The sequence below is a fragment of the Janthinobacterium sp. P210006 genome, assembly GCF_036231885.1.
In the GTDB taxonomy this organism is placed as follows: Bacteria; Pseudomonadota; Gammaproteobacteria; order Burkholderiales; family Burkholderiaceae_D; genus Janthinobacterium; species Janthinobacterium violaceinigrum.
The window spans coordinates 491,126-514,333 of record NZ_JAZARD010000002.1 but is presented as its reverse complement, the minus strand read 5'-3'; the positions used below and the strand labels follow the sequence as shown (position 1 = coordinate 514,333).

16 protein-coding genes are annotated in these 23,208 nt (G+C 64.4%); 3 read left to right on the top strand and 13 right to left on the bottom strand.

Translation table 11 applies throughout. The features are described from left to right. Positions 1–12: 12 nt before the first annotated feature. Genes VPH41_RS10730 through VPH41_RS10715 form a run of 4 tightly spaced genes read right to left on the bottom strand, consistent with a single transcriptional unit; the run spans position 13 to position 4,677 of the window. A complete protein-coding gene (locus VPH41_RS10730) occupies positions 13–1,182 on the bottom strand; it encodes an HlyD family secretion protein (RefSeq protein ID WP_328569986.1) in 1,170 nt (389 codons plus the stop codon). A 20-nt stretch (positions 1,183–1,202) separates the two neighbouring features. Then, complete coding sequence (locus VPH41_RS10725; RefSeq protein ID WP_328569985.1) at positions 1,203–2,654, bottom strand: efflux transporter outer membrane subunit; 1,452 nt, start codon at positions 2,652–2,654, stop codon at positions 1,203–1,205. Positions 2,655–2,671: 17 nt separating this feature from the next. Next, positions 2,672–4,246 (bottom strand): DHA2 family efflux MFS transporter permease subunit, encoded by a 1,575-nt coding sequence (locus VPH41_RS10720; protein ID WP_328569984.1) that lies wholly within the window; start codon positions 4,244–4,246, stop codon positions 2,672–2,674. Then, complete coding sequence (locus tag VPH41_RS10715) at positions 4,243–4,677, bottom strand: MarR family winged helix-turn-helix transcriptional regulator (protein ID WP_328569983.1); 435 nt, start codon at positions 4,675–4,677, stop codon at positions 4,243–4,245. Before VPH41_RS10715 ends, VPH41_RS10720 begins: the two co-directional genes overlap by 4 nt. A gap of 130 nt (positions 4,678–4,807) precedes the next feature. Between VPH41_RS10715 and VPH41_RS10710 the strand changes: the two genes are divergently transcribed. After that, positions 4,808–5,338 (top strand): SRPBCC family protein, encoded by a 531-nt coding sequence (locus VPH41_RS10710; protein ID WP_328569982.1) that lies wholly within the window; start codon positions 4,808–4,810, stop codon positions 5,336–5,338. Between the two features lie 217 nt (positions 5,339–5,555). On the opposite strand, the gene VPH41_RS10705 is transcribed toward VPH41_RS10710, so the two are convergent. From VPH41_RS10705 to VPH41_RS10685, 5 genes are all read right to left on the bottom strand, one after another. Then, positions 5,556–7,022, bottom strand: a complete 1,467-nt coding sequence (locus tag VPH41_RS10705) for an aminotransferase-like domain-containing protein (RefSeq protein WP_328569981.1) — start codon at positions 7,020–7,022, stop codon at positions 5,556–5,558. A gap of 10 nt (positions 7,023–7,032) precedes the next feature. Further along, positions 7,033–7,617, bottom strand: coding sequence for a LysE family translocator (locus VPH41_RS10700; RefSeq protein ID WP_328569980.1), 585 nt, complete (start codon positions 7,615–7,617; stop codon positions 7,033–7,035). 169 nt (positions 7,618–7,786) lie between these two features. Further along, the gene (locus VPH41_RS10695; protein ID WP_328569979.1) at positions 7,787–8,965 is read right to left on the bottom strand and encodes a DUF7832 domain-containing protein; all 1,179 of its coding nucleotides are present in this window, start codon (positions 8,963–8,965) and stop codon (positions 7,787–7,789) included. Between the two features lie 115 nt (positions 8,966–9,080). Then, positions 9,081–9,602: a demethoxyubiquinone hydroxylase family protein gene (locus tag VPH41_RS10690; RefSeq protein WP_328569978.1), complete on the bottom strand. Its 522-nt coding sequence runs from the start codon at positions 9,600–9,602 to the stop codon at positions 9,081–9,083. A 12-nt stretch (positions 9,603–9,614) separates the two neighbouring features. After that, a complete protein-coding gene (locus VPH41_RS10685) occupies positions 9,615–10,529 on the bottom strand; it encodes an alpha/beta hydrolase (RefSeq protein ID WP_328570514.1) in 915 nt (304 codons plus the stop codon). Between the two features lie 113 nt (positions 10,530–10,642). Between VPH41_RS10685 and VPH41_RS10680 the strand changes: the two genes are divergently transcribed. After that, entirely contained in the window at positions 10,643–13,882 is a 3,240-nt protein-coding gene (locus VPH41_RS10680; RefSeq protein ID WP_328569977.1) for a PAS domain-containing protein, read from the top strand. 23 nt (positions 13,883–13,905) lie between these two features. On the opposite strand, the gene VPH41_RS10675 is transcribed toward VPH41_RS10680, so the two are convergent. The 4 genes from VPH41_RS10675 to VPH41_RS10660 are packed head-to-tail and all read right to left on the bottom strand — an operon-like array spanning position 13,906 to position 22,402. Further along, the gene (locus tag VPH41_RS10675) at positions 13,906–16,806 is read right to left on the bottom strand and encodes a hybrid sensor histidine kinase/response regulator (protein WP_328569976.1); all 2,901 of its coding nucleotides are present in this window, start codon (positions 16,804–16,806) and stop codon (positions 13,906–13,908) included. 7 nt (positions 16,807–16,813) lie between these two features. Continuing rightward, on the bottom strand, positions 16,814–18,004 hold the full coding sequence (locus VPH41_RS10670; protein ID WP_328569975.1) for a hybrid sensor histidine kinase/response regulator: 1,191 nt from the start codon (positions 18,002–18,004) through the stop codon (positions 16,814–16,816). Beyond that, the gene (locus tag VPH41_RS10665; RefSeq protein WP_328569974.1) at positions 18,001–18,879 is read right to left on the bottom strand and encodes a CheR family methyltransferase; all 879 of its coding nucleotides are present in this window, start codon (positions 18,877–18,879) and stop codon (positions 18,001–18,003) included. The genes VPH41_RS10670 and VPH41_RS10665 overlap by 4 nt, the downstream gene beginning before the upstream one ends. A 28-nt stretch (positions 18,880–18,907) precedes the next feature. After that, entirely contained in the window at positions 18,908–22,402 is a 3,495-nt protein-coding gene (locus VPH41_RS10660; RefSeq protein WP_328569973.1) for a response regulator, read from the bottom strand. A gap of 308 nt (positions 22,403–22,710) precedes the next feature. On the opposite strand from VPH41_RS10660, the gene VPH41_RS10655 reads away from it, so the two are divergent. After that, positions 22,711–23,163 carry an Hsp20/alpha crystallin family protein gene (locus VPH41_RS10655; RefSeq protein ID WP_328569972.1) on the top strand — a complete coding sequence of 151 codons (453 nt, stop codon included), beginning with the start codon at positions 22,711–22,713 and terminating at the stop codon, positions 23,161–23,163. The last annotated feature ends 45 nt before the right edge of the window (positions 23,164–23,208 follow it).

Genomic DNA, 23,208 nt, shown 5'->3' with positions numbered 1-23,208 from the left:
TTAGGGCTGGTCTTACTGTGCCAGATTTTGCGCAATGATGGTATCAGCCATCTTCTCCGCCTCATCCACGGGCTGGCCCAGCGCCTTGGTCGTGTAGACGGTTGACGCCACCATCGGCTGGTCCAGGGTCGCGCCTTCGCCATGGCTGGTGTCGACCGTCACCGTGGTCGACAGGCCGATGCGCAGCGGGTGGGCGGCCAGTTCCTTCGGGTCCAGGGTGATGCGCACGGGCACGCGCTGCACCACCTTGATCCAGTTGCCCGTGGCGTTTTGCGCCGGCAGCAGGGAAAACGCGCTGCCCGTGCCGGCCGACATGCCCAGCACCTTGCCGTGGTAGACCACCTTGCTGCCATACAAGTCCGTTTCGATGGTGGCCGCCTGGCCCACGCGGATATTGCGCAATTCGGATTCCTTGAAGTTGGCATCGACCCATAATTGGTCGAGCGGCACGATGGACATCAAGGGCGTGCCCGGCGTCACGTGCGTGCCCAGCTGCACGCTGCGCTTGGCCACGTAGCCGGAGACGGGCGCGAGCACGGCGTTGCGGCGCACGGCCAGCCACGCCTGCACCACGTCGCCTTTGGCGGACAGCACGGCCGGATGGCTGGCCAGGTTCACGCCGGCCACGCCCGATTTGGCGGACTCGGCCTGGCGCTGCGCCACGGCCAGCGCCGCTTTCGCGTCATCGACGGCCTGTTTCGCATGGGCCAGGTCTTCACCGGAAATCGTCTGGTCCGCGGCCAGCGGCGCGCGGCGGGCCAGGTTGCCCTGCGCCGTGGCCAGTGCCAGGCGGCGCTGCTCGATGACGGCGTCGTACTGCGCCACGCTGGCATAGCGCTCGCGCTCCTGGCGCACGACGTTGCCCAGCCGCGCCTGCGCCTGGCTCAGGGCCAGGTCCGCATCGATGCCGTTCAGGGTGATCAGGGGCGCGCCCGCTTTCACCATCTGCGTCTCATCGGCGCGGATTTCATCGACATTGCCCGTCACTTGCGCGGACAGGGTGACCAGGTTGCCGCCCACATAGGCGTTGTCCGTGACTTCTTCCTTGGCCAGCACCAGCTGGTAATAGGCGGCCCAGGCCACGCCGGCCACGACAAAGGCGGCCGTGATGGCGAGGAGGACGGCCTTGCGCTTGCCCGGCTGTTCGGTTGGGGTGGTGCTTGCTGTGGTATCGCTGCTCATGATGTGTTCCGTAGTCAGTGTTATTGTTGGGTGCTGCGTTTGCTGGTGCTTGCGGTATCGGCAAAGTCGCTGCTGCCCCGGTAGCCGCCGCCCAGTGCCACGTTCAGGTTGATTTCCGCGTTCTGGCGCTGGTTTTGCAGCTGCATGCCCAGGTCTACCTGGCCCCGCACGGTCATTTCCGCATTGAGCTGGGTGGCGCGGTCGGCCAGCCCTTGTTTCAAACGGGCATTGGCGTTGCGCAGCTGCGCCTCGCTGGCGCGCAGGTTTTCTTCCTGCAGGCGCAGCTGGTTTTCCACGCCCTGCACCTTGGCCCCCGCTTGCGCCACGTCGCGCACGACATTGAAGACATTCTGGTTGTAGTCGGCGATCAGTTCATTGCGTTCGCTGCGCGCGCCGGCCAGCTGCGCCTGCAAACGGCCGCTGTCGAACAGGGGCAGCGACAAGGCGGGACCGATGAACAGGGTGCGGCTGCCGGACTGCAGCAGCTTGCCCAGCTTGATCGCATCGAGGCCGAACGACGCGCCCAGGTCGATATCGGGGTAGAACGCCGCCTGCGCCGCCTCGATCGTGCTCATGGCCGCCTGCACCCGCCAGCGCGCCGCCTGCAAGTCGGGCCGGCGCGCCAGCAATTCCATGCCCAGCTTGCCGGGCAGGGCGTGCGGCAATGCCTGGGCTTCTTTGGGCTGCAGACTGGCCAGGGCCGAGGAATCCGCACCGAGCAGGGCGCGCAAGGCTTCCCGTTCCGTGACGATCTGCGTTTCCAGCAGGGCGATCTGCTGTTGCAGCAAGCTCAAGCGCGTTTGCGCGGACAGATGGTCGTCGCTGATGCCCAGGCCATTGGCGATGCGCTTTTCCTTGTCCACCACCAGCTGTTGCTGCAGCTTGACCAGCGCATGCAGGTTGTCCATGCGGGCCCAGCCACTTTGCATGCTGAAGTAGTGGCGGGCGATCTCGGCGGCCAGCATCTGTTCCGCCATCGCGTACTCGGCGCGGCGCGCGTTGACTTCGCCCAGGCTGGCGGCGATCTGCGCCTTGTGCTTGCCCCACCAGTCCAGGTCGTAATGGGCTTGCACGCCCACGGTGACTTCATTGTAGTAATTGCCGCCGATGGGGGCGGGCATCAGGCCATTGCCCGAGTAGCGCTGGCGGTTGGCATTCGCGCCCAGGTCTACCCTGGGGCCGCGGTCCGCATGCCGGGCATCGAACGCGGACAGGGCCGAGCCGATGCGGGCATTTGCCACGTCCAGGTTCGGACTGCTGGACAGCGCGTGCTCGATCAGCTGGTCCAGCTGGCTGTCCTGGAACTGGCGCCACCACTGGGCGGCGGGCCAGCCTTCGCTGGCCAGGTGGATGTCGGCCGCCAGCTGGACTTTGGCCAGGTCTTGCTGCGGCAATGGTTGCGTGTCGGGCGGGATGCTGGCGCAGCCGGCCAGGGCCAGGCTCAGCGCCAGGACGCTCAGGGAGAGTTTCATAGGTGTGTGCATGAGGGTTATTCCATGGCCGCGTGGTCGACCACGACAGGCGCATTCTTCTTCGGTGGTTTGATCAGGAGCAAGAGCGGCAGCACGAGGATGGTCAGCCACATCATCAGCCAGAAGTCGTCGAGGTAGGCGATCATCGACGCCTGCCGCGTGATTTCGCCATTCAGGGCCGCCATGCCCGTGCTTGTGCCCAAGTCGAACACCTGGGCAATGCCGGGGTCATGCAGGGCCGGGTTGGCGATGGTGATGTGTTCCGTCAGGGAAGCGTGGGCGATCTGCGTATTGCGCACCAACAAGGTTTGCACGAGGGCGATGCCGATGCTGCTGCCGATGTTGCGCACCAGGCTGTAGATGGCCGTGCCCTCCGCCCGCATCTGCGGCGACAGGGTGGCAAACGTGGCCGCGCTCAGGGGCACGAACACCAGGCCCAGGCCGATGCCCTGGATGATGCCGTTCCACACGACGGTTTTCGGCACCAGGTCCAGGGTGAAATTGGCCATCTGCCACAGCGAAAACGCGGTGATGGAAAAGCCCACGCCCAGCAGGATGCGCGTATCGATCTTGCCCGTCAGCCTGCCGACGATCAGCATGGCCAGCATCGTGCCCAGGCCGCTGGGGGCCGTCACCAGGCCCGCGATGGCCGCCGGGTAATTCATCAAGCCTTGCAGCATCGACGGCGTCAGCGCGCGGGTGGCGAACAGCACCATGCCGACGATGAAGATGAACAGCAGGCCGCTCACATAGTTCGAGTTTTTCAGCAAGCGGTAGTCGAGGAAGGACTTGCCGGCCGGACGCAAGGCTGTGTGGGCGATGAAATAGCACAAGCTCATGGCCAGCACGATGGCTTCGATCCACGTTTCCGTGGAAGAAAACCAGTCGTTCTGCTCGCCCCGGTCCAGCAGCATCTGCAGCGCGCCAATGGACAGGCTCAGGGTGGCAAAGCCGAACATGTCAAAGTTCATGCGCCGGTTCGGCGGGTCCTTGCGGATATAGCGCCAGATGCCATAGAAGGCCATGGCGCCGATGGGGATGTTGATGAAGAAGACCCAGCGCCAACTGTAGCTGTCCGTCAGCCAGCCGCCCAGGGTGGGACCCAGGATGGGGCCGATCATCACGCCCATGCCCCAGATGGCCATGGCCGAGCCGTGCTTTTCGCGTGGATTGATGTCGAGCAAGACCGCCTGCGACAGCGGCACGAGCGCCGCACCGAACACGCCCTGCAGCAGGCGCGCGGCAACGATCTCGGACAGGGTGCCGGACAGGCCGCACAGCACGGAGGCGAGCGTAAAGCCGGCCACGGAAACGAGGAAGGTGTTTTTCTGGCCGAAGCGGTCGCACAGCCAGCCCGTCAGGGGCGTGGCGATGGCGGCGGCGACGATGAACGAGGTCAGCACCCAGGTGATCTGGTCTTGCGAGGCGGACAGGCTGCCCTGCATGTGGGGCAGGGCGACGTTGGCGATGGTGCCGTCGAGCGCCTGGATGATGGTGGCGAGCATGATGGAAATCGTGATCATGCGCCGGTTCAGGGTGGGATCCTGTGAAGCGGGCAGCGCCGGTGCGGCGCTGGCTGTGGCCGAACTCATGCGGATTTCTCCGTGGCCGCCTGTAACGCTTCCAGCAGTTCGGTGGCGGCCCGCAGCTGATCGGGATCAATGCCTTGCAGCAGCTCATTGCGGAAACCGTCCGCTTCCTTGCGCACCGTGTCGTACACCTGCATGCCCGCATCGGTGAGCACCACCAGCTTGACGCGGCGGTCCGTTTCCGATGGCTGGCGCTGCACGAAGCCCGATTTCACGAGCCGGTCCAGCATCGACACCATGGTGGGGTTTTCCACGCCCAGCTGGTGCGCCAGTTCGCTCTGCGAGGGCGGCTGCGGCGACTTGGCGATCATGGCGATGCACATCCAGCTCGCTTGCCCCAGGTCCAGGTCCTTCAGGCGCCGGTCGATCGCATGGCGCCAGCCGCGCGCCGTCTTGTGGAGCGCGGCGGAAAAGCGCTCTTCGATAGAAGTCATAAGGTGAGTCGTCTAATAGTTAGGTATCGAACTAATATTCTAGCATGGCCGTTTGGCAGGCGTACAGGCCTTCCCGTTTATCGGCGCCGCTGGTACATTAACAGGGGGCCCACCACCATCAGGAGACAGCATGACGACGGAAAAACAGAAGCAGGACGGACAGCACCGCGACAGCAGCGACTTTGTCATCACGCAAACCTTCGACGCGCCCCGCGAACTGGTGTTCCAGTCGTGGGTGGAACCGGAACGCCTGGCCCAATGGTGGGGCCCCGTCGGCTTCGAACTGAGCGTGCTGGCGCTCGACCTCAAGCCGGGCGGTGTCTTCCACTACGGCATGCGCGCCGACAATGGCTACGAGATGTGGGGCAAGTTCACCTACCAGGCCATCGAAGCGCCGGAAAAGATCGTCTCTATCCTGTCGTTCGCGGACAAGCAGGGCAACCCCGTGCAGCACCCCGTCAGCGCCACCTGGCCTTTGGAATCGTTCAATGTCATGACCCTGACGGAGGAAAACGGCAAGACGACGATGACCTTGCGCTCGACGCCGCACAAGGCCACCGATGAGCAGCATCGGACTTTCCTGGAAGGGCATGAGTCGATGACGCAGGGGTTCAAGGCGACGTTCGGCCAGCTGGCACAGTATCTGGCGCGGGTGCAGTAATACTCAAGAACAGCGGGCCAGAGCCGCGGGCCTGAGAAAATGCCCATGGCTGCGTTGCTTGGGCTCGCCGTACTAACCGTACTGTCTTCGCCCGCGCGCCTTGCCCTGGCCATTTTTCAGGCCCGCTGGGCCCGGAGAGCCTGGATTGGTGGCGGGGGCGGGTTCTTGCTGTCGTGACAGTTTGCGCTTGAGGACGTCTACTGTGGCGCAGCCGAACTCAGGACTTGCCCTCGATGCTGGCGGCGCCGCTGGCGCGGGCCAAGGTCGAGCGCGCGCCTGCCACCGCGCGCAGGCGCTCTTCAAGGTAGGCGCTCACGCGGGGATGCTGGCTGAAGGCGACGTTGAAGCGGATGTGCTGGTCGGGCGTGTCGTTGGCCGAGAACGCGGCGCCGCGCATCATCAGGATCTTGTTGCGGTAGGCGTCCTGCACCAGCAAGTCCACGTCCAGCCCTTCGGGCATGCTGCCCCACAGGAAAATCCCTGCGTCGCCGGGCTGCTCGAACAGCACGCCGGCCGCGCTCAGTTGCCGCGTGCTGGCGTTGCGCGCCACCATGATCTTGCGTTGCAGCCGCTCCAGGTGCTTGCGCAGGTTGCCAGCCTTGAGTACTTCCAGCAGAACGTATTCGTTCAGCGCAGGCAAGGTCATGATGGCGTGGATCTTGGTCCGCATCAGCAGCTTGAGCAGGGCGGGCGCCGCGGCCAGGTAGCCCATGCGCAGGGCCGGGCTCAGCGCCTTGCACAGGCTGGAGTAATAGATCACGCCGTCCAGTCCGGACAGCGATGCCAGCCGCGTGCTGTGACCCGGCTGGAAATGGCCGTGCACGTCGTCTTCGGCGATCAGGAAGCCATACTGCTGCGCCATGATCAGCACCTTGTGCAGGTTGGCGGCGCTGCTGCTCCACCCGGTGGGATTGTGCAACGCCGTCTGCATGAACAGCAGGCGCGGACGGTGCGCGCGGCAGGCGGCTTCCAGTTCGTCCAGGTCGAGGCCATCGGGGCGGCGCTTGATGGGCATCAGGCGCACACCGTCCTGGCGCAGCCTGCCGAACATCAGGAAGTATCCGGGGTCTTCCACCAGCACCGTATCGCCGGGCTGCAGAAACGTGCGGCAGATCAGGTCGATTGCATGGGTGCCGCCGAAAGTGGTGAGGATATGGCTCGCGTCCGCAGCGATGCCGATGCCGCGCAACAGCAGCGCGATCTGTTCGCGCAGTTCGGCCAACCCTTGCGGCGGACAGCGCGAAGCCATGCCGGCCGCGCTGCGCGCCAGGCCGCGTTGCACGGCTGCCGCCGGCAGCGCATCCTGCAGCCAGGTGGGCGGCAAGGCGCCGCTGCTGGCCAGCAGCACGCCCGGCCGCTGGTCGTTCACTTGCTGGCTCAGCCAAACCGGTTCCTGCTCCTGGCCCGCTTCCAGCGCCACCTCGTCGGGAATGGCGCGGCTGGCGTCCACTGGCGCGCAGACGAAGAAGCCCGTCGTGCCGTGCGTATCGATGACGCCTGCGGCCACCAGCCTGTCATAGGCCACCACCACGGTGTTGGTGCTGACCGCAAGCTGGGCGGCGAGCTGGCGGATCGACGGCAGCCTGGTCCCGCCTGGCAAGACGCGTTGCGCGATCTGCTGGCGCAATGCTGCCTCGATCTGTTTGAACAGGGCGATGGGGGAGGAGCGGTCGATGGAGAACATGGATGGCAGTCTAACGTAAAAACATCACGGCGAGGACCAGCAGGATGGCTCCCATCGCCAGGTTGAATATGCGCTGGTTGCGGGGCGCTTTCAGCACGCTGCGGATCGAGACGCCGAACAGCGCCCACATGGCGTTGCACGGCGTGCCCACCACGGTGCCGATCACGGACACGAGCAGCGCGCTGGCGAGCATGTTGCCCTGCGAAGGCATGAAGACCGACGCCATGGTGACCGCCTTGAGCCAGCTCTTGGGGTTCAGCGCCTGAAACAGCGCCGCCTGCGCAAACGACACGGCCTTCGGTGCGCTGGCTCCCGCCACCGAGGCGCCGGCAAGCTTCCAGGCCAAAAACATCAGGTACAGCGCGCCCGCGATCCGCAGTAGCTGCTGCGCCATCGGATACGCGACGAACACGCTGCCCAGCCCCACGCACATGAGGACGGTCTGCACGAAGATGCCGGCCTGGATGCCGAGGATCACCGGCAGCGCGCCGCGATAGCCGAAATTGGCGCCGGTGGTGGCCAGCATGACGTTGTTCGGTCCGGGCGTGGCGGACATGACAAAGCAATAGCTCATCAGGGGAAGGAGTTCGGTCATGGCAGGCGGTCGCAGCGTGGAAAGGCCCCCAGTCTAGAAGCGCGGCGCGGCAGGGACAAGGCACAAGGCGCCGCGTACAGGCACATGCTGTATCAGTCGAACGACTGCTACAAGCGGCCAGGGATCAATGCGCTCCCATCTTCAATCTGGCGCGCGTCCGCTCGGAAAGTCAGGCATTTTGCGGCAGACTCAGGCCGCTTTGGAACGCCAGCTTGATATCCGTTTCATGCGAGTAGGCGGAATATTCCCAAACTTCCCCTGCTTGCAGCTTGTTGAATGTTGCAATGATATTGCGCCGCCACGGGGATGGTCTGGAAGCAACATAGCCAGTGAAAAAACGCTGCGCCTGTTCCTGGGTCCCGAAGCACAACAAGAATGACAAAGGGGTCGCCGTTGGCTCGCAAATGGCGGGGAAACCGCCCCCATGCGACGCAAGATGTTCCAGCGCCCGCAGACGATCGGCAAACAGGGAGAAAAGCGGCAGGCTACGTTCGGTGAGCAACTGTCCCATCTCCTCAATCGAGGAGCGCGCCGACAAGCCCGCCACCTGCCAGACTATGGCGCTGGCATCCCTGTCGGGCCGACGCAAGCCGCCGAATAGGACGCAGCCAGCGTAGCCTGCGCCGGTTCCCTTCTCCGCAAGCCACCTCTTGAGCGCTTTGCTGGCGATGGAGAGGTCGACCGTCATGCGAACATCGCTGCGGGAATTGTAGCGCTCGGGCTCGAAGGACACCTCGAAAACGGTGTCCTTGTCGGCCGCCGTCTTCTTCCAGACGGTTCCTGCCTTGTTCGGTTTAAAGCCATGCGGCACGAGAAACTTCCCGACTTCCTGGCATGCCTGGAGAAACTGGGCTTTGGGATCGCGCTGACGGTTGGCGGGATCGGCCGACCACGCTTGCCATTGGCTGTAGCGCTGGTCGAGGATGGGTTTCAGCAGATCGAATTTCTCCCAGGTATTCTGGACGTGATAGACGCTGGGATACTCGAAGCCATGTTCGGCGGCGTGACGGTTGAATACGTCACAATAGTCTTGCAGAAAGCTGCCATGCTGTTGGGCGAATGCCGACTTTTTATCGTAATAGTCAACGGTGAAAGCATTGCCCTGATCGTTGAGATCCTCTTCCCATAGCTTGCCATCGCAAGCATCGATCAGAAATTGGAGTCCGGTCATTTCCCGGCGTGCCAGGCGCTTGAGCTCATCGGGGGAATCCGTGCGGTGGAAGGCGCTCGCCATGTCCTGGTTCAGCAGCCAGGCCAGGAACATGCCGATATGGATGCCGCCATTCTCTTCCGGCAAGTCATCGGGATAGTTTTCGTCAGAATGCCAATCAATCCTGTCATACGCCATTGTATATGCCCATAAAAATATCGAAATTATAACTTTGAGTCGCTCCAGCGGTGAATATGCCTCTGCCCCGTCGTCACGACGACATGCAAACACCAGGAACTCGACATCTTTTGGCTTACAGGCGCATTCCCAGCCAGATCACCGATTCCGTGGCGCCGGACACTACGGCGCTCAGCATGCGTCCGAACATGCCGCTGTCTTGCGTGCGGATGGATGCCTGGTCGTGATGTTCCTGTTCGTCCCTGAGTATCGCTGTAATGGCGCCGCTTGCGTCATCGTCGTCGCTCAGCATGGCGAGCTGGTGGCGCAGATGCTGCAGGACCACGCGTTCGACGGCCACGGTCGTCAGCGAGATCGCGCGCGCGCCGCACAGCCCCGTAACGATGCCCAGCACGTAGCCTCCAGTTGCACACAGGTAATAGCTGCGGCAGCGCGGCAAGCCACGGCGCTCGAGAACGTCGTGAAATATCGTCCTGTGTTCCCGTTCATGCATCCTGAAGGCGCGCAGTTCCTGCACGAGATGGCTTGCCGTCCAACGTGCCATGAAGATCTGGCCCGTATAAATGCCGATGGCACCTTGCTCTCCCGCATGGTTCACCTTCATTGCCCGGTTCGAAAACTGCGTCTTCGCATCCATCGATCGCCTGCCTTATCGGCTCTTGCCGTCCGTCATCCCCAGCATCTGCCGAATCACCGGCAAAATCATCGTCCACGCATGCGACGTGGCCGCAATCTCGTCATAATGGCTGGCGCCCGGCAAGATCAGCACTTCCGCATGGTCGCCGGCCTTGATTGCCTTGGCCGCGTAATCGTGCGCCACGCGGGGCGGGGAGATGGTGTCCAATTCTCCTGTGATCAGCACGGTGCGGCTGCCGTTGGGGATCAGCTCGGCCGCGTTGGTGTCGCTGTAGATGTCGGGGCGCTCTGTGCTGGCGCTGCCTGCCAGTTGCGCGATGTCGCGCTCGCAGCTGGTCTTGATCAACTCTTTTTCATGGCGCAGGTCGGCCAGGCCGCCCAGGCTGATAATATTTTTCACGGGCAGGAACTTGTCGCGGTACAGGGGGCTCGTCTTCGGCAGTTTTTCCCTCCCGGCAATCCATTGCACCAGCTGGCCGCCGGCCGAATGGCCCATGGCCACGATGCGGTCCACGTCCAGCTGGTACTGGGGCGCGTGCTGCTGCAGGCTGTCCAGCGCCGCGTGCATGTCTTCGTACGTGCCCGGGTAGCCGCCGCCCGGCTCGTCCACGCGCCGGTATTCCACATTCCACACGGCGATGCCTTGCGCCACCAGGGCACCGGCCACGTTGCGCATCTGCCTGATGCCGCCGAAGGCTACCGTCCAGCAGCCGCCATGCACGAGCACGACGACGGGGAACGGTCCGCTGCCTTCGGGCCGGAACAGCTGCGCATACTGCGACGGCGCGGGACCATAGACGAGCTGCGCCGTGGGGGCGGGGCCGTTCAGGGCCAGGTAGTCGTCCAGGCTCATGGGAGCGGCGACGGCGCCGTGGGTAGCGGCGAGCAGGGCGGTGGCGATCAGGGAGGAGGGCAGGGACGTGGGCATCATAGGTTACGCTTGAGAAGAGAACAACACTGTAGCATAGGGCCGTCCGCCTGCCTGCGTCCGGCCCGGGCATGAAACACTGAGCTGTTTTCCTCCTTCAACAGGGGTGCCCCATGGTATATTCCGGGCATCAGTTTTCCCTTATCGACACGGTGCACGCAAACAACATTCTTTCATTGCTGGACGCCGAGCATGGTGCGCTGGGCAGTATCGCGGCAGGCGCGGACCTGGCCCATGCATTGGAGCATTTGTTGCTGGCGCTGCAAGACCTGGCCGAAGGCGGCGCCCATGCCTGCCTCGTGCTCATCGACGAGGCCGACCGCTTTTGCGGCTTGTCCGCGCCCAGCCTGCCGCAAGACCTGTGCCTCGCCTTGCGCCACGGCGGTGAACTGCCTTCGCCGTTCGGCACGGCGGCCTTTTCCGGCGCGCCCGTGTATTGCGGCGACATCACGCGCGACGTGAACTGGAGCGCGGGACGCAAGGAAGCCATGCTGCACGGCTACCGCGCCTGCTGGGTCGCTCCCGTGTTTGGCGCCAAGGGACATATCCTGGGCGTGCTGGGCCTGTTTTTCCAGGCGCCATGCCATCCCACCCAGCCTGAAATCGAATTGCTGGCGCTGGCCGCGCGCGTGTCTGCGCATGTCATCGAGCGGGGCCAGCTGGAAAGAGCCCTGCACGACAGCCGCGAACATTTTCATTACGCCATCGAACTCAACACGCAGGTGCTGTGGACGGCCGATATCGATGGCAAGCTCGACTACGTGGCCCAGCGCTGGCGCGAATGGACCGGTTGCAGCGGCCTGGGCACCAACTGGCTGGACGCCATCCACCCCGACGACGTGCGCCATTCCCTGGCGGCCTGGAGCGAGGCGGTGGGCAGCGGCCAGCCTTTCGATGCGGAAATGCGGGTGCGCTGGCAGAACGGCCTGTACCGCTGGGTGCATTCGCGCGCCTACTGCCGGCTCGACGAGCGGGGCCAGGCCGTGAAATGGTATGGCTCGTGCGAGGATATCGACGAGCACTGGCAGGCGCGCAATGCCTTGCTCGACAGCGAGGCGCAGTTCCGTTCGCTCGCTTCGACCATGCCCAACCAGGCCTGGCTTGCGCATGGCAGCGGCGCCACCTACTGGGTCAACGAACAGGTGTGCGAGTACACGGGACAATCGATGAAGTCCCTCGTGTCGAGCGGTTTTCGCAACTGCGTGCATCCGGACGACGTGCAGGCCACGCAGAAAAGCTGGGAACGGGCCGTCGCCACGGCCAGCGCCTACGAATACGAATTCCGCATGCGCCGCGCCAGCGACGGCGCCTACCGCTGGTTCCTGGCCCGCGCCTTGCCCCTGTTCGACGAGGCGGGCAAGGTGCTGCGCTGGGTGGGCACGAACACGGACGTGCAGGAACAGAAGAACGTGCTGGAAAAGATGGCCTACCTGAATTCCTCGCTGGAAGTGGAAATGGCCAACCGCACGGCCGACCGCGACCGCATGTGGCGGCTGTCGACCGATATCATGCTGGTGGCGGACCTGGCCGGCATGATCATCGCCGTCAATCCCGCCTGGAGCCAGATCCTGGACCGGCCGGAAATCGAATCGCTGGGCATGGATTTCATCAGCCTCGTGCATCCCGATGACCGCATGGCCGCCTTGAAGGACTTGTCGCGGCTGGCCCATGGCGCGCCCACCTTGCGCATGGAAAACCGCTACCGGCGCCGCGACGGGGGCTACCGCTGGATTTCCTGGACGGCCGTGCCGGCGCAAAAGCTGATCCACGCCATCGGCCGCGACGTCACCGATGAAAAAGAGGCGCGGCTGGCGCTGGTGCGCAGCGAACAGGCGCTGCTGCAGGCGCAGAAGCTGGAATCGATCGGCAAGCTGACGGGCGGCGTGGCCCACGATTTCAATAACGTGCTGCAAATCATTTCCGGCAATTTGCAGTTGCTGAAACTGACGGTGGCCGACAATCCACAGGCGGCCAAGCGCCTCGATTCGGCAGCCTCGGCCGTGGAGCGGGGCGCCAAGCTGTCGTCGCAACTGCTGGCCTTTGCGCGGCGCCAGCCGTTGAAGCCGCTGGTGACGGACCTGGGCCATCTGCTGCGCCGCATGCATGAGCTGATCCGCCGCGCCCTGGGCGAGGCGGTTTCCGAAGAAACTTTCATCAGCGAAGGTTTGTGGCATACCCTGGTCGACCCGAACCAGATGGAAAACGTGTTGCTCAACATGGCCATCAATGCGCGCGACGCAATGGAAGGGGGCGGGCGCCTGACTTTTACCTTGAGCAATGTCACGCTCGATGCCGCCTACGCCAGCCTGCATGCCGACGTGCTGGAGGGGCAATACGTGCTGCTGACCATCACCGACACGGGCCACGGCATGGAGCGCGACGTGATCGACCAGATCTTCGAGCCGTTCTTCACCACCAAGCGCGAAGGCGAGGGCACGGGCCTGGGCCTGTCCATGGCCTACGGCTTCATCCGCCAGAGCGCGGGCCACATCAAGGTGCACAGCGCGCCGGGCGCCGGCACGACCTTCAAGATCTATCTGCCCCGTTCGCTGGAAACGCTGGCCGAGCCGCCACCGGGCCTGTCCGGCCCCGTGCTGGGCGGCAGCGAGACCATTCTCGTGGTGGAAGACGATGCGCCCGTGCAGCATACGGTGGTCGACATGCTGCGCGGCCTCGGCTACGACGTGCTGCATGCGGACGACGGCGCCTCGGCACTGGCCCTGCTGGGCACGGGCGTGGCCATCGACCTGCTGTTTACGGACGTGGTGATGCCCGGTCCCGTCAGCAGCAAGGAGCTGGCGCAGCAGGCCCGGCTGCTGCTGCCGGAACTGGCCGTCTTGTTTACTTCGGGCTATACGCACAACGCCATCATGCAGGGCGGGCGGCTGGACCCGGGCGTGGAACTGCTGAGCAAGCCGTACCGGCGCGAAGACCTGGCGCGGCGCGTGCGCCATTTGCTGGCCGACCGCCGCCTGGTGGGCGCGCCCGACCCGTCCGGGCGGCGCATCCTGCTGGTGGAAGACAATGACGACGCGCGCGAAATGACGACGGAAATGCTCAATATGCTGGGGCACACGGTGCACGGCGTGGCCAGCGCCGAGGAAGCGTTGCCATTGCTGGCCATGCCGGGCCTGGACGTGCTGGTGACGGACATCAGCCTGCCCACCATGTCGGGCCTGGAACTGGCGCGCCATGCGCGCGCGCACTGGCCCCAGCTGGACGTGGTGTTTGCTTCCGGGCATGACTGGGGTTCCAGCCTGATGCAGGACCCCAGCGCGCGCTTCCTGCGCAAGCCGTTTGGACTGGAAGAGCTGGCCGGCGCACTGAAGGCGCGCCGGCTGGAAGTCTATTAGGCAGCTTGGGCAGCTTTGGCCGGTTACGCAGGCGGGACGGCGGGCGCCAGCAGCGCTTGCTGCAGTTGCTCGACGGTAAATGGCTTGACGAGGAAGCGCGCGGCCGGGTCCAGCACGCCGGAATTGGCGGGCGCATGGCCGGTGGAAAACACCACTTCCAGCTGCGGCCGCTCGCGGGCCGCCAGTTCGGCCAGCTCGACGCCGGACATGTGCGGCAGGCTGATATCGGTGAGCAGCAGTTCCAGTCCGGGCGTGCCCAGCAGGGGCAATGCTTCCTCGGCCGTGCCGACGGCCAGCACCGTGTGTCCCAGCATGGACAGCAGTTCGCTGGTCATGGCGCGCGCGTCCGCATTGTCTTCCACCAGCAGGATGTGGCGCATGCCGGGCTGCAGCCCCGGCGCGGGCGGCTGCGGCGCCAGCTGCGCGCGGTACTGGTGCAGAGCCGTCACGTGGCGGCCATTGGCCAGCAGGTGGCGGATGCGCCGCGCCAGATCTTCGCGCCGGTAAGGCTTGCTGAGCAGCTCCACGCCCGGTTCCAGTCGCCCGCCCTGCATGATGGCGTCCTGCGTGTAGCCCGAGGTAAACAAGACGGCCAGCTGCGGCAGCAGCATGCGGGCCTGGCGCGCCAGCGCCGTGCTGGCCACCTTGCCCGGCATCACCACGTCCGTGAACAGCAGGTCGATGGCCACGCCGCTGCCCACGATGGCCAGCGCGCTTTCGCCATCGCTGGCGCGCAGCACGGCGTAGCCGAGGCCGCGCAGCATGTCCACCACCGTCGTCTGCACCTGCACGTCGTCTTCCACGACGAGGATGGTTTCCTTGCCGCCCAGCACGGGGCCGCCCAGTTGCAGCGGCAGTTCCGTCTCCGCTTCGAGCGAGCGCGGCAGGTAGATGCGGAAGGTGCTGCCGTGGCCGGGCACGCTGTCCACCGTCAGGTGGCCGCCGCTCTGGCGCAGGAAGCCGTACGCCATGCTCAAGCCGAGGCCCGTGCCTTCGCCTTCCTTCTTCGTCGTGAAGAACGGTTCGAAAATCTTGTCCAGCAGGTCGGCGGGAATGCCCGTACCCGTATCCGACACGGCCAGCTGCACGTAGTCGCCGGGCGTCACGTCCGCATGGCGCGCCGCGTAGTCGCTGCCCAGCACGCTGTTACTGAGCTCGATGGTCAGCTGGCCCTGGCCATCCATGGCGTCGCGCGCATTGATGGCCAGGTTGAGGATGACGTTTTCCAGCTGGTGCGGGTCGACCAGGGCGCGCCAGCAGTCGTCGGCCAGCAGCAAGCGCGTCTCGATGGTTTCGCCCGTGGCCCGCCGCAGCAGTTCTTCCGTCGAGCGCAGCAGGTGGGCCAGGTCCGTCACCAGCGGTTTCAACGGTTGGCGCCGGGCAAACGCCAGCAGTTGGGCCGACAGCTTGGCGCCCCGTTCCACGGCGGCCGAGGCGCTGGCGATGCGCTTGGCGGCCAGCGGGTCGTCGTTCAGGTTCAGCTGCAGCAGCTGCAGATTGCCCGAGATAATTTGCAGGACGTTATTGAAATCATGGGCCACGCCGCCCGTCAGCTTGCCCAGCGCTTCGAGCTTTTGCGATTGCAGCAGGGCCATCTCGCTGTGGCGCAGCGATTCCTGCATGCGGCGCAAGGTGCTTTCCGCTTCCTTTTCCAGGGTGACGTGGCGTCCCGTGGCGAACACCAGGTCGCCTTCGGGCGCTGCCGACCACGACAGCCAGCGATGGCCGCCCTCGCGGTGGCGATAGCGGTTTTCAAAGCTGGGCATGGCTTCGTGCGTCACTTGCGCCAGCGCCTGGCGCGTGGCGGCGGCATCTTCGGGCAGCACGAAGTCGAAGATGCTGCGGCCCAGCATTTCCTCGGGCAGCCAGCCCAGGATGGCGCTGGCGGCCGGGTTGACGGCGGCAAAGCAGCCGTCGGCATCGATGGCCACCATCAGGTCTTGCGCGCTGCGCCACAGGCGCTCGCGCTCGCTGTTGCGCGCGGCCAGGTCCGCTTCCAGTTTCTTTTCCACGGTGATGTCGCGCGCACTGCAATACACCTTGTCGCCCTCGGGCACGGCCACCCACGACAGCCAGTGCCAGCCGCCCAGCTTGTGGCGGTAGCGGTTTTCAAAGCGCAGCGCGGGCTGGCCCTGGTTGGCCGCGTCCCAGGCCGCATAGGTGCGCGGCAAGTCTTCCGGGTGGACCAGCTCGAGGAATTTCGTCGTGCGGATTTCCTCCGCCGACCAGCCCAGGGTGGCTTGCCAGGCGGGGTTCGAGTGTTCGAAATAGCCGTCGAGGTTGAGCACGCCCAGCAAATCGGGGCTGACGTTCCAGGTGCGGCCGAATTCGCGCGTGCGTTCGGCCACTTGCGTTTCCATGCTGGCACTGAGGGCGCGCAGGCGCGATTCCGCCTGGGCCCGCAAAATGGTCGACCAGACCCGTTCCGACACTTGCACGGCCAGTTCGATCTCGTCCGCATGCCACAGGCGCGCGGCGCGGCTGTGCACGACGAACAGGGCCGCCAGTTGGCCATCCTTGGCGATGGGAATGTTCAGGAAGGCGCGGATATCCAGGCGCGCAAACGTGGCCAGCGCGGCCGGCATGGCCGTGCGCGGGTCGTTCATCACGTCGCTGACGGCCAGTGCCTGGCCAGCAGACAGCGTATCGGCCAGGCGGGCGGCATAATCGCCGAGGAAATATTCGCCGGCGGCGCCCGGCGCCAGGCCGTCGCTCCACGCATGCTGGAGGGTGGGGCATTGCAGGGCCTGGGCAATGTCGAAGCAGGCCACTTGCTGGGCGCCCAGGCGCTGCCCCAGCAGCTGCGCCGACAGGGACAGGATCTCGCCCGTGTCTTGCAGCAGGCGCAGCCGCCGTTCCAGTTGCAGCAGAAAGGCCACGCCGCTGGTGCCGGCCTGGCTGCGGGAGACAGGAGTGCTGGTCATGGCGGCCTCAGCTGCCGGCCAGCGGCAGGGTGACGCTGAACAGGGCGCCATTGCCGGGCTGGCTTTGCAGGGTGATGGCGCCGCCATGCGCATCGACCAGTTGCTTGGTGATGAACAGGCCCAGGCCCAGGCCGCCCGTGCGGTCCTGGTGCATGACGCGCTCGAAGGCATCGAAGATGCGCTCCTGGTCGCGCGCGTTGATGCCGATGCCATGGTCGCGCACTTCGATGACGGCGCTGTTCTGCGTGTGCGCCAGGCTGATTTCCACGGGCTGGCCCTGGCCGTAGCGCACGGCATTGCTGATCAGGTTGACGACGATCTGCTCGACGCGGAAGGCATCCCAGTAGCCCTGGATGGGCTCGAAGGCCAGCACTTCCAGCACGCTGCCCGTGGCGGCCGCGTACGGCCCCAGGTCGTCGGCCACGCGGCGCACCAGGCACGTCAGGTCGACGGCTTCGCGGCGGATCGACAGCTTGCCGCTGGTGATGCGCGAGACGTCGAGCATATCGTCGATCAGGCGCACCATGCTGCGGATTTGCCGCCCGTCGCGCGCCACCATCTTGTTCAGCTTATCCGGCTCGAAAGCGGCCAGGTTGCCCCGTTCGAGGTTGACGGTGCGCATCTGCGTTTCCAGGAACAGCGTATTGAGGGGCGTGCGCAGCTCGTGCGCCACCATGGACATGAATTCGTCGCGCAGGCGCAGCGAACGCTGCAGTTCCGCCTGGGTGGCGCGCAACTCTTTCAATAGCGCTTCCTGCTGCTGGCGGCTGTGTTCCAGCGCCTGCACCTGGCGCCGCGTCTCGCTGCGCTGCTGGTACAGGGCCACGAAGACGTTGACCTTGCTTTGCACGGCATTGATGTCGAGCGGCTTGTGCAGGAAGTCGACGGCGCCGCTTTCGTAACCCTGGAAGGCAAAATTCATTTCCTTGCCGGCCGCCGTGACGAAGACGATGGGGATGTGGCGCGTTTTTTCCGTGCCGCGCATTAATTGTGCCAATTCAAAGCCATCCATCTCCGGCATTTGCACGTCGAGGATGGCCAGCGCGAAATCGTGTTCCAGCAGCAGGGCCAGCGCTTCTTCGCCCGACGACGCCTGGTAGACGCTGCGGTCGCTTTCGCGTATCAGCGCATTGAGCGCGCGCAGGTTTTCCGGCAAATCGTCGACGATCAGCAGTTTGGTGCTTGTTTCATTCATCATGTTTCATTCCTGGCATGGCTTTGCCGTCCAGCGTAGTGGGAAGCGGCGTGCGACGGCGCACGCTTGCGGTAGAGCTTTTCGGGACCCGGCAATGGCTCGAAGTCGGCGGCAAAGCGGGTAAAGTGCGTGCTTTCCTTGCTGCCCAAACCCAGGAAACCCCGGTGGCACAGCGAGTCGTGGAACAGGCCCAGGGCCCGCTCCTGCAAGGTTTTATTGAAGTAAATCAGGACATTGCGACAGCAAATCAATTGCGTTTCAATAAAAACGCTGTCCGTGGACAGGCTGTGGTCGGCAAAGTTGATCCTGTCGAGCAATCGCTGCTGGAAACGCGCCGTCGCATGCTCGACCGTGTAATAGTCGGCCAGCTGGCCCAGGCCGCCCGCGGCCAGGTAGCTGTCGCCGTAATCGGCCATGCGGTGCAGCGGATACACGCCGCGCGCGGCCGTGGCCAGCGCTTGCGGATTGATGTCGGTGGCATAAATCGTGCTGCGCTCGAGCACGCCTTCCTCGTGCAGCACGATGGCCAGCGACAGCGCTTCTTCGCCCGTGCAGCAGCCGGCCACCCAGATCGTCGGCGATGGGTAGGTCTTCAGTACGGGCACCACGTGGTCGCGCAGGGCGAGAAAAAAAGCGGGGTCGCGGAACATTTGCGTGACGGGCACGGTCAAAATCTGCAGCAGCCCGCCGAAGGCGGCGGCATCGGCCAGCACCAGCTGCTGCAGCGCTGCCAGGTCCGCGCAGTGGAAACGATCGAGCGCGTGATTGAGGCGGCGTCGCTGCGAGGGCAGCGAATAGTCGCGAAAATCATAGCTGTAGCGCTGATACAGCGCTTCCATCAGCGCGTGCAGCTGCGCGTCCGTATAGCGCTGGGACATCAGCGCCGCTCCCTGACATGGCGTGCCATCACATGCGTTCCATCTTCGGCATCCACACGCGCAGCAGCGAATACAAGCGGTCCAGGTCGATCGGCTTGGCCAGGTAGTCGGACGCGCCCGCCTGCAGGCATTCTTCCTGGTCATTCTTCATGGCCTTGGCCGTGATGGCGATGATGGGCAGCTTGTTGTAGCGGCCGTCTGCGCGGATCAGGCGCGTCGCTTCCAGGCCATCCATGCCCGGCATCATGACATCCATCAATACGAGGTCGATATCGTCCACGCTGTTGAGCTTGCTGATGGCCTCGAAGCCGTTGCGGCCGATTTCCACCACCACGCCTTTTTGTTCCAGCGCATTCGTCAGGGCAAAGATATTGCGCACGTCGTCGTCCACCAGCAAAATCTTGCGGCCTTCGAACACGCGCTCGCGGCTGCGCACCTGCTGCAGCATGCCCTGGCGCTCGCTCGACAGTTCCGATTCCACCTTGTGCAGGAAGAGGGTGACTTCGTCCAGCAGGCGCTCGGGCGAGCGGGCGCCCTTGATGATGATGGAGCGCGAATACTTCATCAGGTCCGCTTCTTCCTCGCGGCTCAGGTTGCGGCCCGTGTAGACGATGACGGGCGGGAACGAGCACAGCTCTTCATGTTCCATGCGTTCGAGCAATTCGTTGCCCTGGATGTCGGGCAGCTTGAGGTCGATGATCATGCAGTCGAAAATCTGCGTCTTGAGCAATTCCAGCGCCTGCTCGCCCAGTGCCACGGCCGTGATTTCCACGTCGTCGTCGCTGATCAGGTGCACCACGCTTTCGCGCTGGCGTTCGTCGTCCTCGACCAGCAGGATGCGCTTCATTTTTTGCGTGAACTTCGATTCGAGCTTGCGGAACACTTCCTTCAGCTGCTCGCGCGTGCGCGGCTTGGTGGCGTAGCCGATGGCGCCCAGCTGCATGGCTTCCTGCATCTGGTCATTGCCGGACACGATGTGCACGGGAATGTGGCGCGTCAGCGGGTTTTCCTTGAGCTGCTGCAAGACCAGCAAGCCCGGGCGGTCCGGCAAGCCCATGTCGAGCAGGATGGCGTCGGGCAGGAACTCTTCCGCCAGGCGCAGGCCTTCGTCGGCGCCATGCGCCACCAGGCAGCGGTATTGCATTTCATGCGCGAGGTCGAACAGGATGCCCGCGAACGACGGTTCATCCTCGATCACCAGCACGGAACGCTGGCCCGTCTTGCCCGCTGTCGCGCTGTCGCGGTCGTCCTGGAAGGTGGGCAGGGGCACGGGCTTGACGGCGGGCGCCGCCTTGGGTGCGGCTGCGGCGGCCGGCTTTGCGGACGGCTGCGGCGTGGATGACGCTGCCACGGCTGCCGGCGCGGCTTCCGGCGCGCGCTCGGGCATGCTGTGCGGCAGCACCAGGGTGAAGGTGCTGCCCTGGCCGGCCGTGCTGGCCAGTTCGATGCTGCCGCCCAGCAAGGCCGCCAGGTCGCGCGAGATCGACAGGCCCAGGCCCGTGCCGCCATAGCGGCGGCTGGTGGTGCCGTCGGCCTGGTGGAAGGCGTCGAAAATCTTTTGCTGCTGGTCGTCGGCGATGCCGATGCCCGAATCCTGCACCTGGAAACGTACCTGGCCGGCCGCATCGGTGCTCACGTGCAGCGATACCGTGCCCGCATCCGTAAACTTGATGGCGTTCGACAGCAGGTTCTTCAGGATCTGCTCGAGGCGCTGGCGGTCGCTGACGAAGGATGGCGCGGTATCGGGCGCCACCTTGACGTCAAAGCCCAGTTTCTTTTGCTGCGCCTGGGCGCCGAACAGCATCTTCATGCTGCTGAGCAGCTCGTCGAAGGGCACGGCTTCCGGGTTCAATTCCAGCTTGCCCGCCTCGACCTTGGAAATGTCGAGGATATCGTTGATCAGGGTCAGTAGATCGTTGCCGGCCGAATAAATGGTTTGCGCAAACGTCACTTGCTCCGGCGTCAGGTTGCCGCTGGAGTTGTCCGACAGCAGCTTGGAAAGGATCAGCGAGCTGTTCAGCGGCGTGCGCAGCTCGTGCGACATATTCGCCAGGAATTCGGACTTGTAGCGGCTGGCCCGCTGCAGCTCTTCGGCGCGCGCTTCCAGCTGGGCGTGGGCCTGGCCGATGGCCATGTTTTTCTGGTCCAGCGACAGCGCTTGCACGGCCAGTTGCTCGTTCGATTGCTCCAGCGCCGCCTTTTGCTCTTCCAGGTGGGCTTGCGACTGTTCCAGCACGCGCGACTGTTCGCCCAGTTCTTCATTGGCCGTGCGCAGCTCTTCCTGCTGCACTTCCAGTTCCTCGTTCAGTTGCTGCGTTTCTTCCAGCACGTTTTGCAGGCGCTGGCGGTACAGGGCCGCTTCCAGCGAGGTGCCGACATTTGCCGCAATCAGATTCAGCCATTCCTTGGCGCGTTCGCTGACGGGATGCGTGAAGCCCAGCTCGATGACGCCGTTGACGACGCCTTCATTGTTGACGGGCGCCAGGACCAGTTCCAGCGGCGCGCCATGGCCCAGGCCGGACGTCACGGTCAGATAATCCTGCGGCAACTGCTTGATGTGCTTGAGGCGCTTCTCGCGCGCCGTCTCGCCCACCAGGCCTTCGCCCAGCTTGAAGACCTGCTTGTCCTTCACGCCCTGTTCGTTGAAACCGTACACGGCCGTGCGGCGCAGGCTGCCATCGTCGTCGACGACGTACAGGGTGGCCACGGCCACTTCCAGCCGGTGGGCGAGGAAGTCCAGCACATGCCGTCCCAGTTGCGGCAAGCCCAGCTGGCCGCTCGTGTGGGCCGCCAGTTCCGTCTGGCCCGTGCGCAGCCACGCCTGCTCCTGCAGCACGTCGTTGTCCTTGCCGCGCTGCTCGAGCGCATCGCTGTAGATATCGGACAGGCGCAGCAGCTCGCGCCGGCCCAGGTAGGCCAGCAGGCCCGACAATCCCAGGCTGAGGACGAGGAATACCACCACGGCCAGCATGGTGCGGCTCTCTGCCGTATCGGCCCGCTCCTGGCGCAGCCGCTGTTCCATGGACAGGAAGGTAAGGAATTCGCGGCGGATTTCGTCAAACTCCAGCTTGCCTTCACCCTGGCGCACGCGCGCGAGGAATTCCTGGTTGCTGCGGCGCTGGGCGATCACGGCTTCGGCGTATTCCATCCACTGGCCTTGCAGGGCGCGGATGCGGCGCAGGCGGTCCACCTGGATGGGGCTGTCGGAGATCAGTTCCAGCAGGGTATTCATTTCCACGGCGATCTTTGCCTTGCCCGATTTATACGGCGCCAAAAACGTTTCGTCGCCCGTCAGCAAGTAGCCGCGCATGCCCGTCTCCAGGTCGACGGACAATTTCATGACTTCATTCGCATTGCCGATCACCCGTTCGGAATGCTCGACCGAGCGCAGGGCCGAGAGCAGGTAGGCGATCAGGCCGACGAAGACGAGGGCGGTGACGACCCCGATGACCAGTGGCAAGGTAACGTTGCGGGCCAGGATGCGGCGAAAGCTGAAGGAGTCGATCGGGGTCTTGGTATTCATCATGTCCGTGTAAGGCTGTCGCGAAAAAGTCAATTTTAATTGAAATGCAAGCTTTCTAGTGGTCAAGCATAGCGTGCGCTAGCATAACAGCCTTGGGGGGGAATTGCGGACCCGCACGCCGATGCAATGCGTGACAGCGCACGGAATGCCCATCCAGGAAAATCAAGCGGGTCACGATTGAGGCAGATCAAAGAGATTGGCCGTTCGCGCCCTAAGATGCAGGAGGTGGTGGCGTCCGTGCGCCAAGCGCAAGATGCTGGGGCAGGGAGGCTACCGTGTGCAAGCCAGCCCATGCAGGAGGACACATCATGGCCAACCATCTGATCCGCCGCGATCCGCAGCACCCGCTGGGGCGTTTCGACCCCTTCAGCGACATGGAAGAATTCATGCACGATTTTTTCGCGCCCGTATTGCACGTGCGCGATGTAGGCAATGGACGCATGCGTGTCGATATTTCCGAGACCGAGCAAGCCTATCTGGTCCAGGCGGAAATTCCCGGTGTCAGCAAAGGCGACATCAAGGTGTCGATCGACGGCAACCGGGTCTCCATCAGTGCGGAACGCAAGAATGAGAGAGAGACGCGTGACGCGGGCGGCAAGGTCGTGCGCAGCGAGCGCGAGTACGGGCAACAGTACCGCAGTTTCGTGCTGCCGCAGGAAGTGGACGATGCGGGTGCCCAGGCGCGCTACCAGGATGGCGTCCTGCTGCTGGACTTGCCGAAGAAAGAGGGCACGGGCGGGCGGCAGCTGGCGATACAGTGAGCGTGGCGTCAGGTTGCACCGGCCCATGAAAAAACGCCGGACGAT

What these genes read in the sequence shown, in the direction of transcription:
- VPH41_RS10665 (WP_328569974.1), bottom strand. Translation starts at nt 18,879, where the DNA reads ATGTCCCAGCGCTATACGGACGCGCAGCTGCACGCGCTGATGGAAGCG.
- VPH41_RS10695 (WP_328569979.1), bottom strand. Translation starts at nt 8,965, where the DNA reads ATGGCGTATGACAGGATTGATTGGCATTCTGACGAAAACTATCCCGAT.
- VPH41_RS10680 (WP_328569977.1), top strand. Translation starts at nt 10,643, where the DNA reads ATGGTATATTCCGGGCATCAGTTTTCCCTTATCGACACGGTGCACGCA.
- VPH41_RS10675 (WP_328569976.1), bottom strand. Translation starts at nt 16,806, where the DNA reads ATGACCAGCACTCCTGTCTCCCGCAGCCAGGCCGGCACCAGCGGCGTG.
- VPH41_RS10660 (WP_328569973.1), bottom strand. Translation starts at nt 22,402, where the DNA reads ATGAATACCAAGACCCCGATCGACTCCTTCAGCTTTCGCCGCATCCTG.
- VPH41_RS10690 (WP_328569978.1), bottom strand. Translation starts at nt 9,602, where the DNA reads ATGGATGCGAAGACGCAGTTTTCGAACCGGGCAATGAAGGTGAACCAT.
- VPH41_RS10655 (WP_328569972.1), top strand. Translation starts at nt 22,711, where the DNA reads ATGGCCAACCATCTGATCCGCCGCGATCCGCAGCACCCGCTGGGGCGT.
- VPH41_RS10715 (WP_328569983.1), bottom strand. Translation starts at nt 4,677, where the DNA reads ATGACTTCTATCGAAGAGCGCTTTTCCGCCGCGCTCCACAAGACGGCG.
- VPH41_RS10710 (WP_328569982.1), top strand. Translation starts at nt 4,808, where the DNA reads ATGACGACGGAAAAACAGAAGCAGGACGGACAGCACCGCGACAGCAGC.
- VPH41_RS10730 (WP_328569986.1), bottom strand. Translation starts at nt 1,182, where the DNA reads ATGAGCAGCGATACCACAGCAAGCACCACCCCAACCGAACAGCCGGGC.
- VPH41_RS10670 (WP_328569975.1), bottom strand. Translation starts at nt 18,004, where the DNA reads ATGATGAATGAAACAAGCACCAAACTGCTGATCGTCGACGATTTGCCG.
- VPH41_RS10725 (WP_328569985.1), bottom strand. Translation starts at nt 2,654, where the DNA reads ATGAAACTCTCCCTGAGCGTCCTGGCGCTGAGCCTGGCCCTGGCCGGC.
- VPH41_RS10685 (WP_328570514.1), bottom strand. Translation starts at nt 10,529, where the DNA reads ATGCCCACGTCCCTGCCCTCCTCCCTGATCGCCACCGCCCTGCTCGCC.
- VPH41_RS10700 (WP_328569980.1), bottom strand. Translation starts at nt 7,617, where the DNA reads ATGACCGAACTCCTTCCCCTGATGAGCTATTGCTTTGTCATGTCCGCC.
- VPH41_RS10720 (WP_328569984.1), bottom strand. Translation starts at nt 4,246, where the DNA reads ATGAGTTCGGCCACAGCCAGCGCCGCACCGGCGCTGCCCGCTTCACAG.
- VPH41_RS10705 (WP_328569981.1), bottom strand. Translation starts at nt 7,022, where the DNA reads ATGTTCTCCATCGACCGCTCCTCCCCCATCGCCCTGTTCAAACAGATC.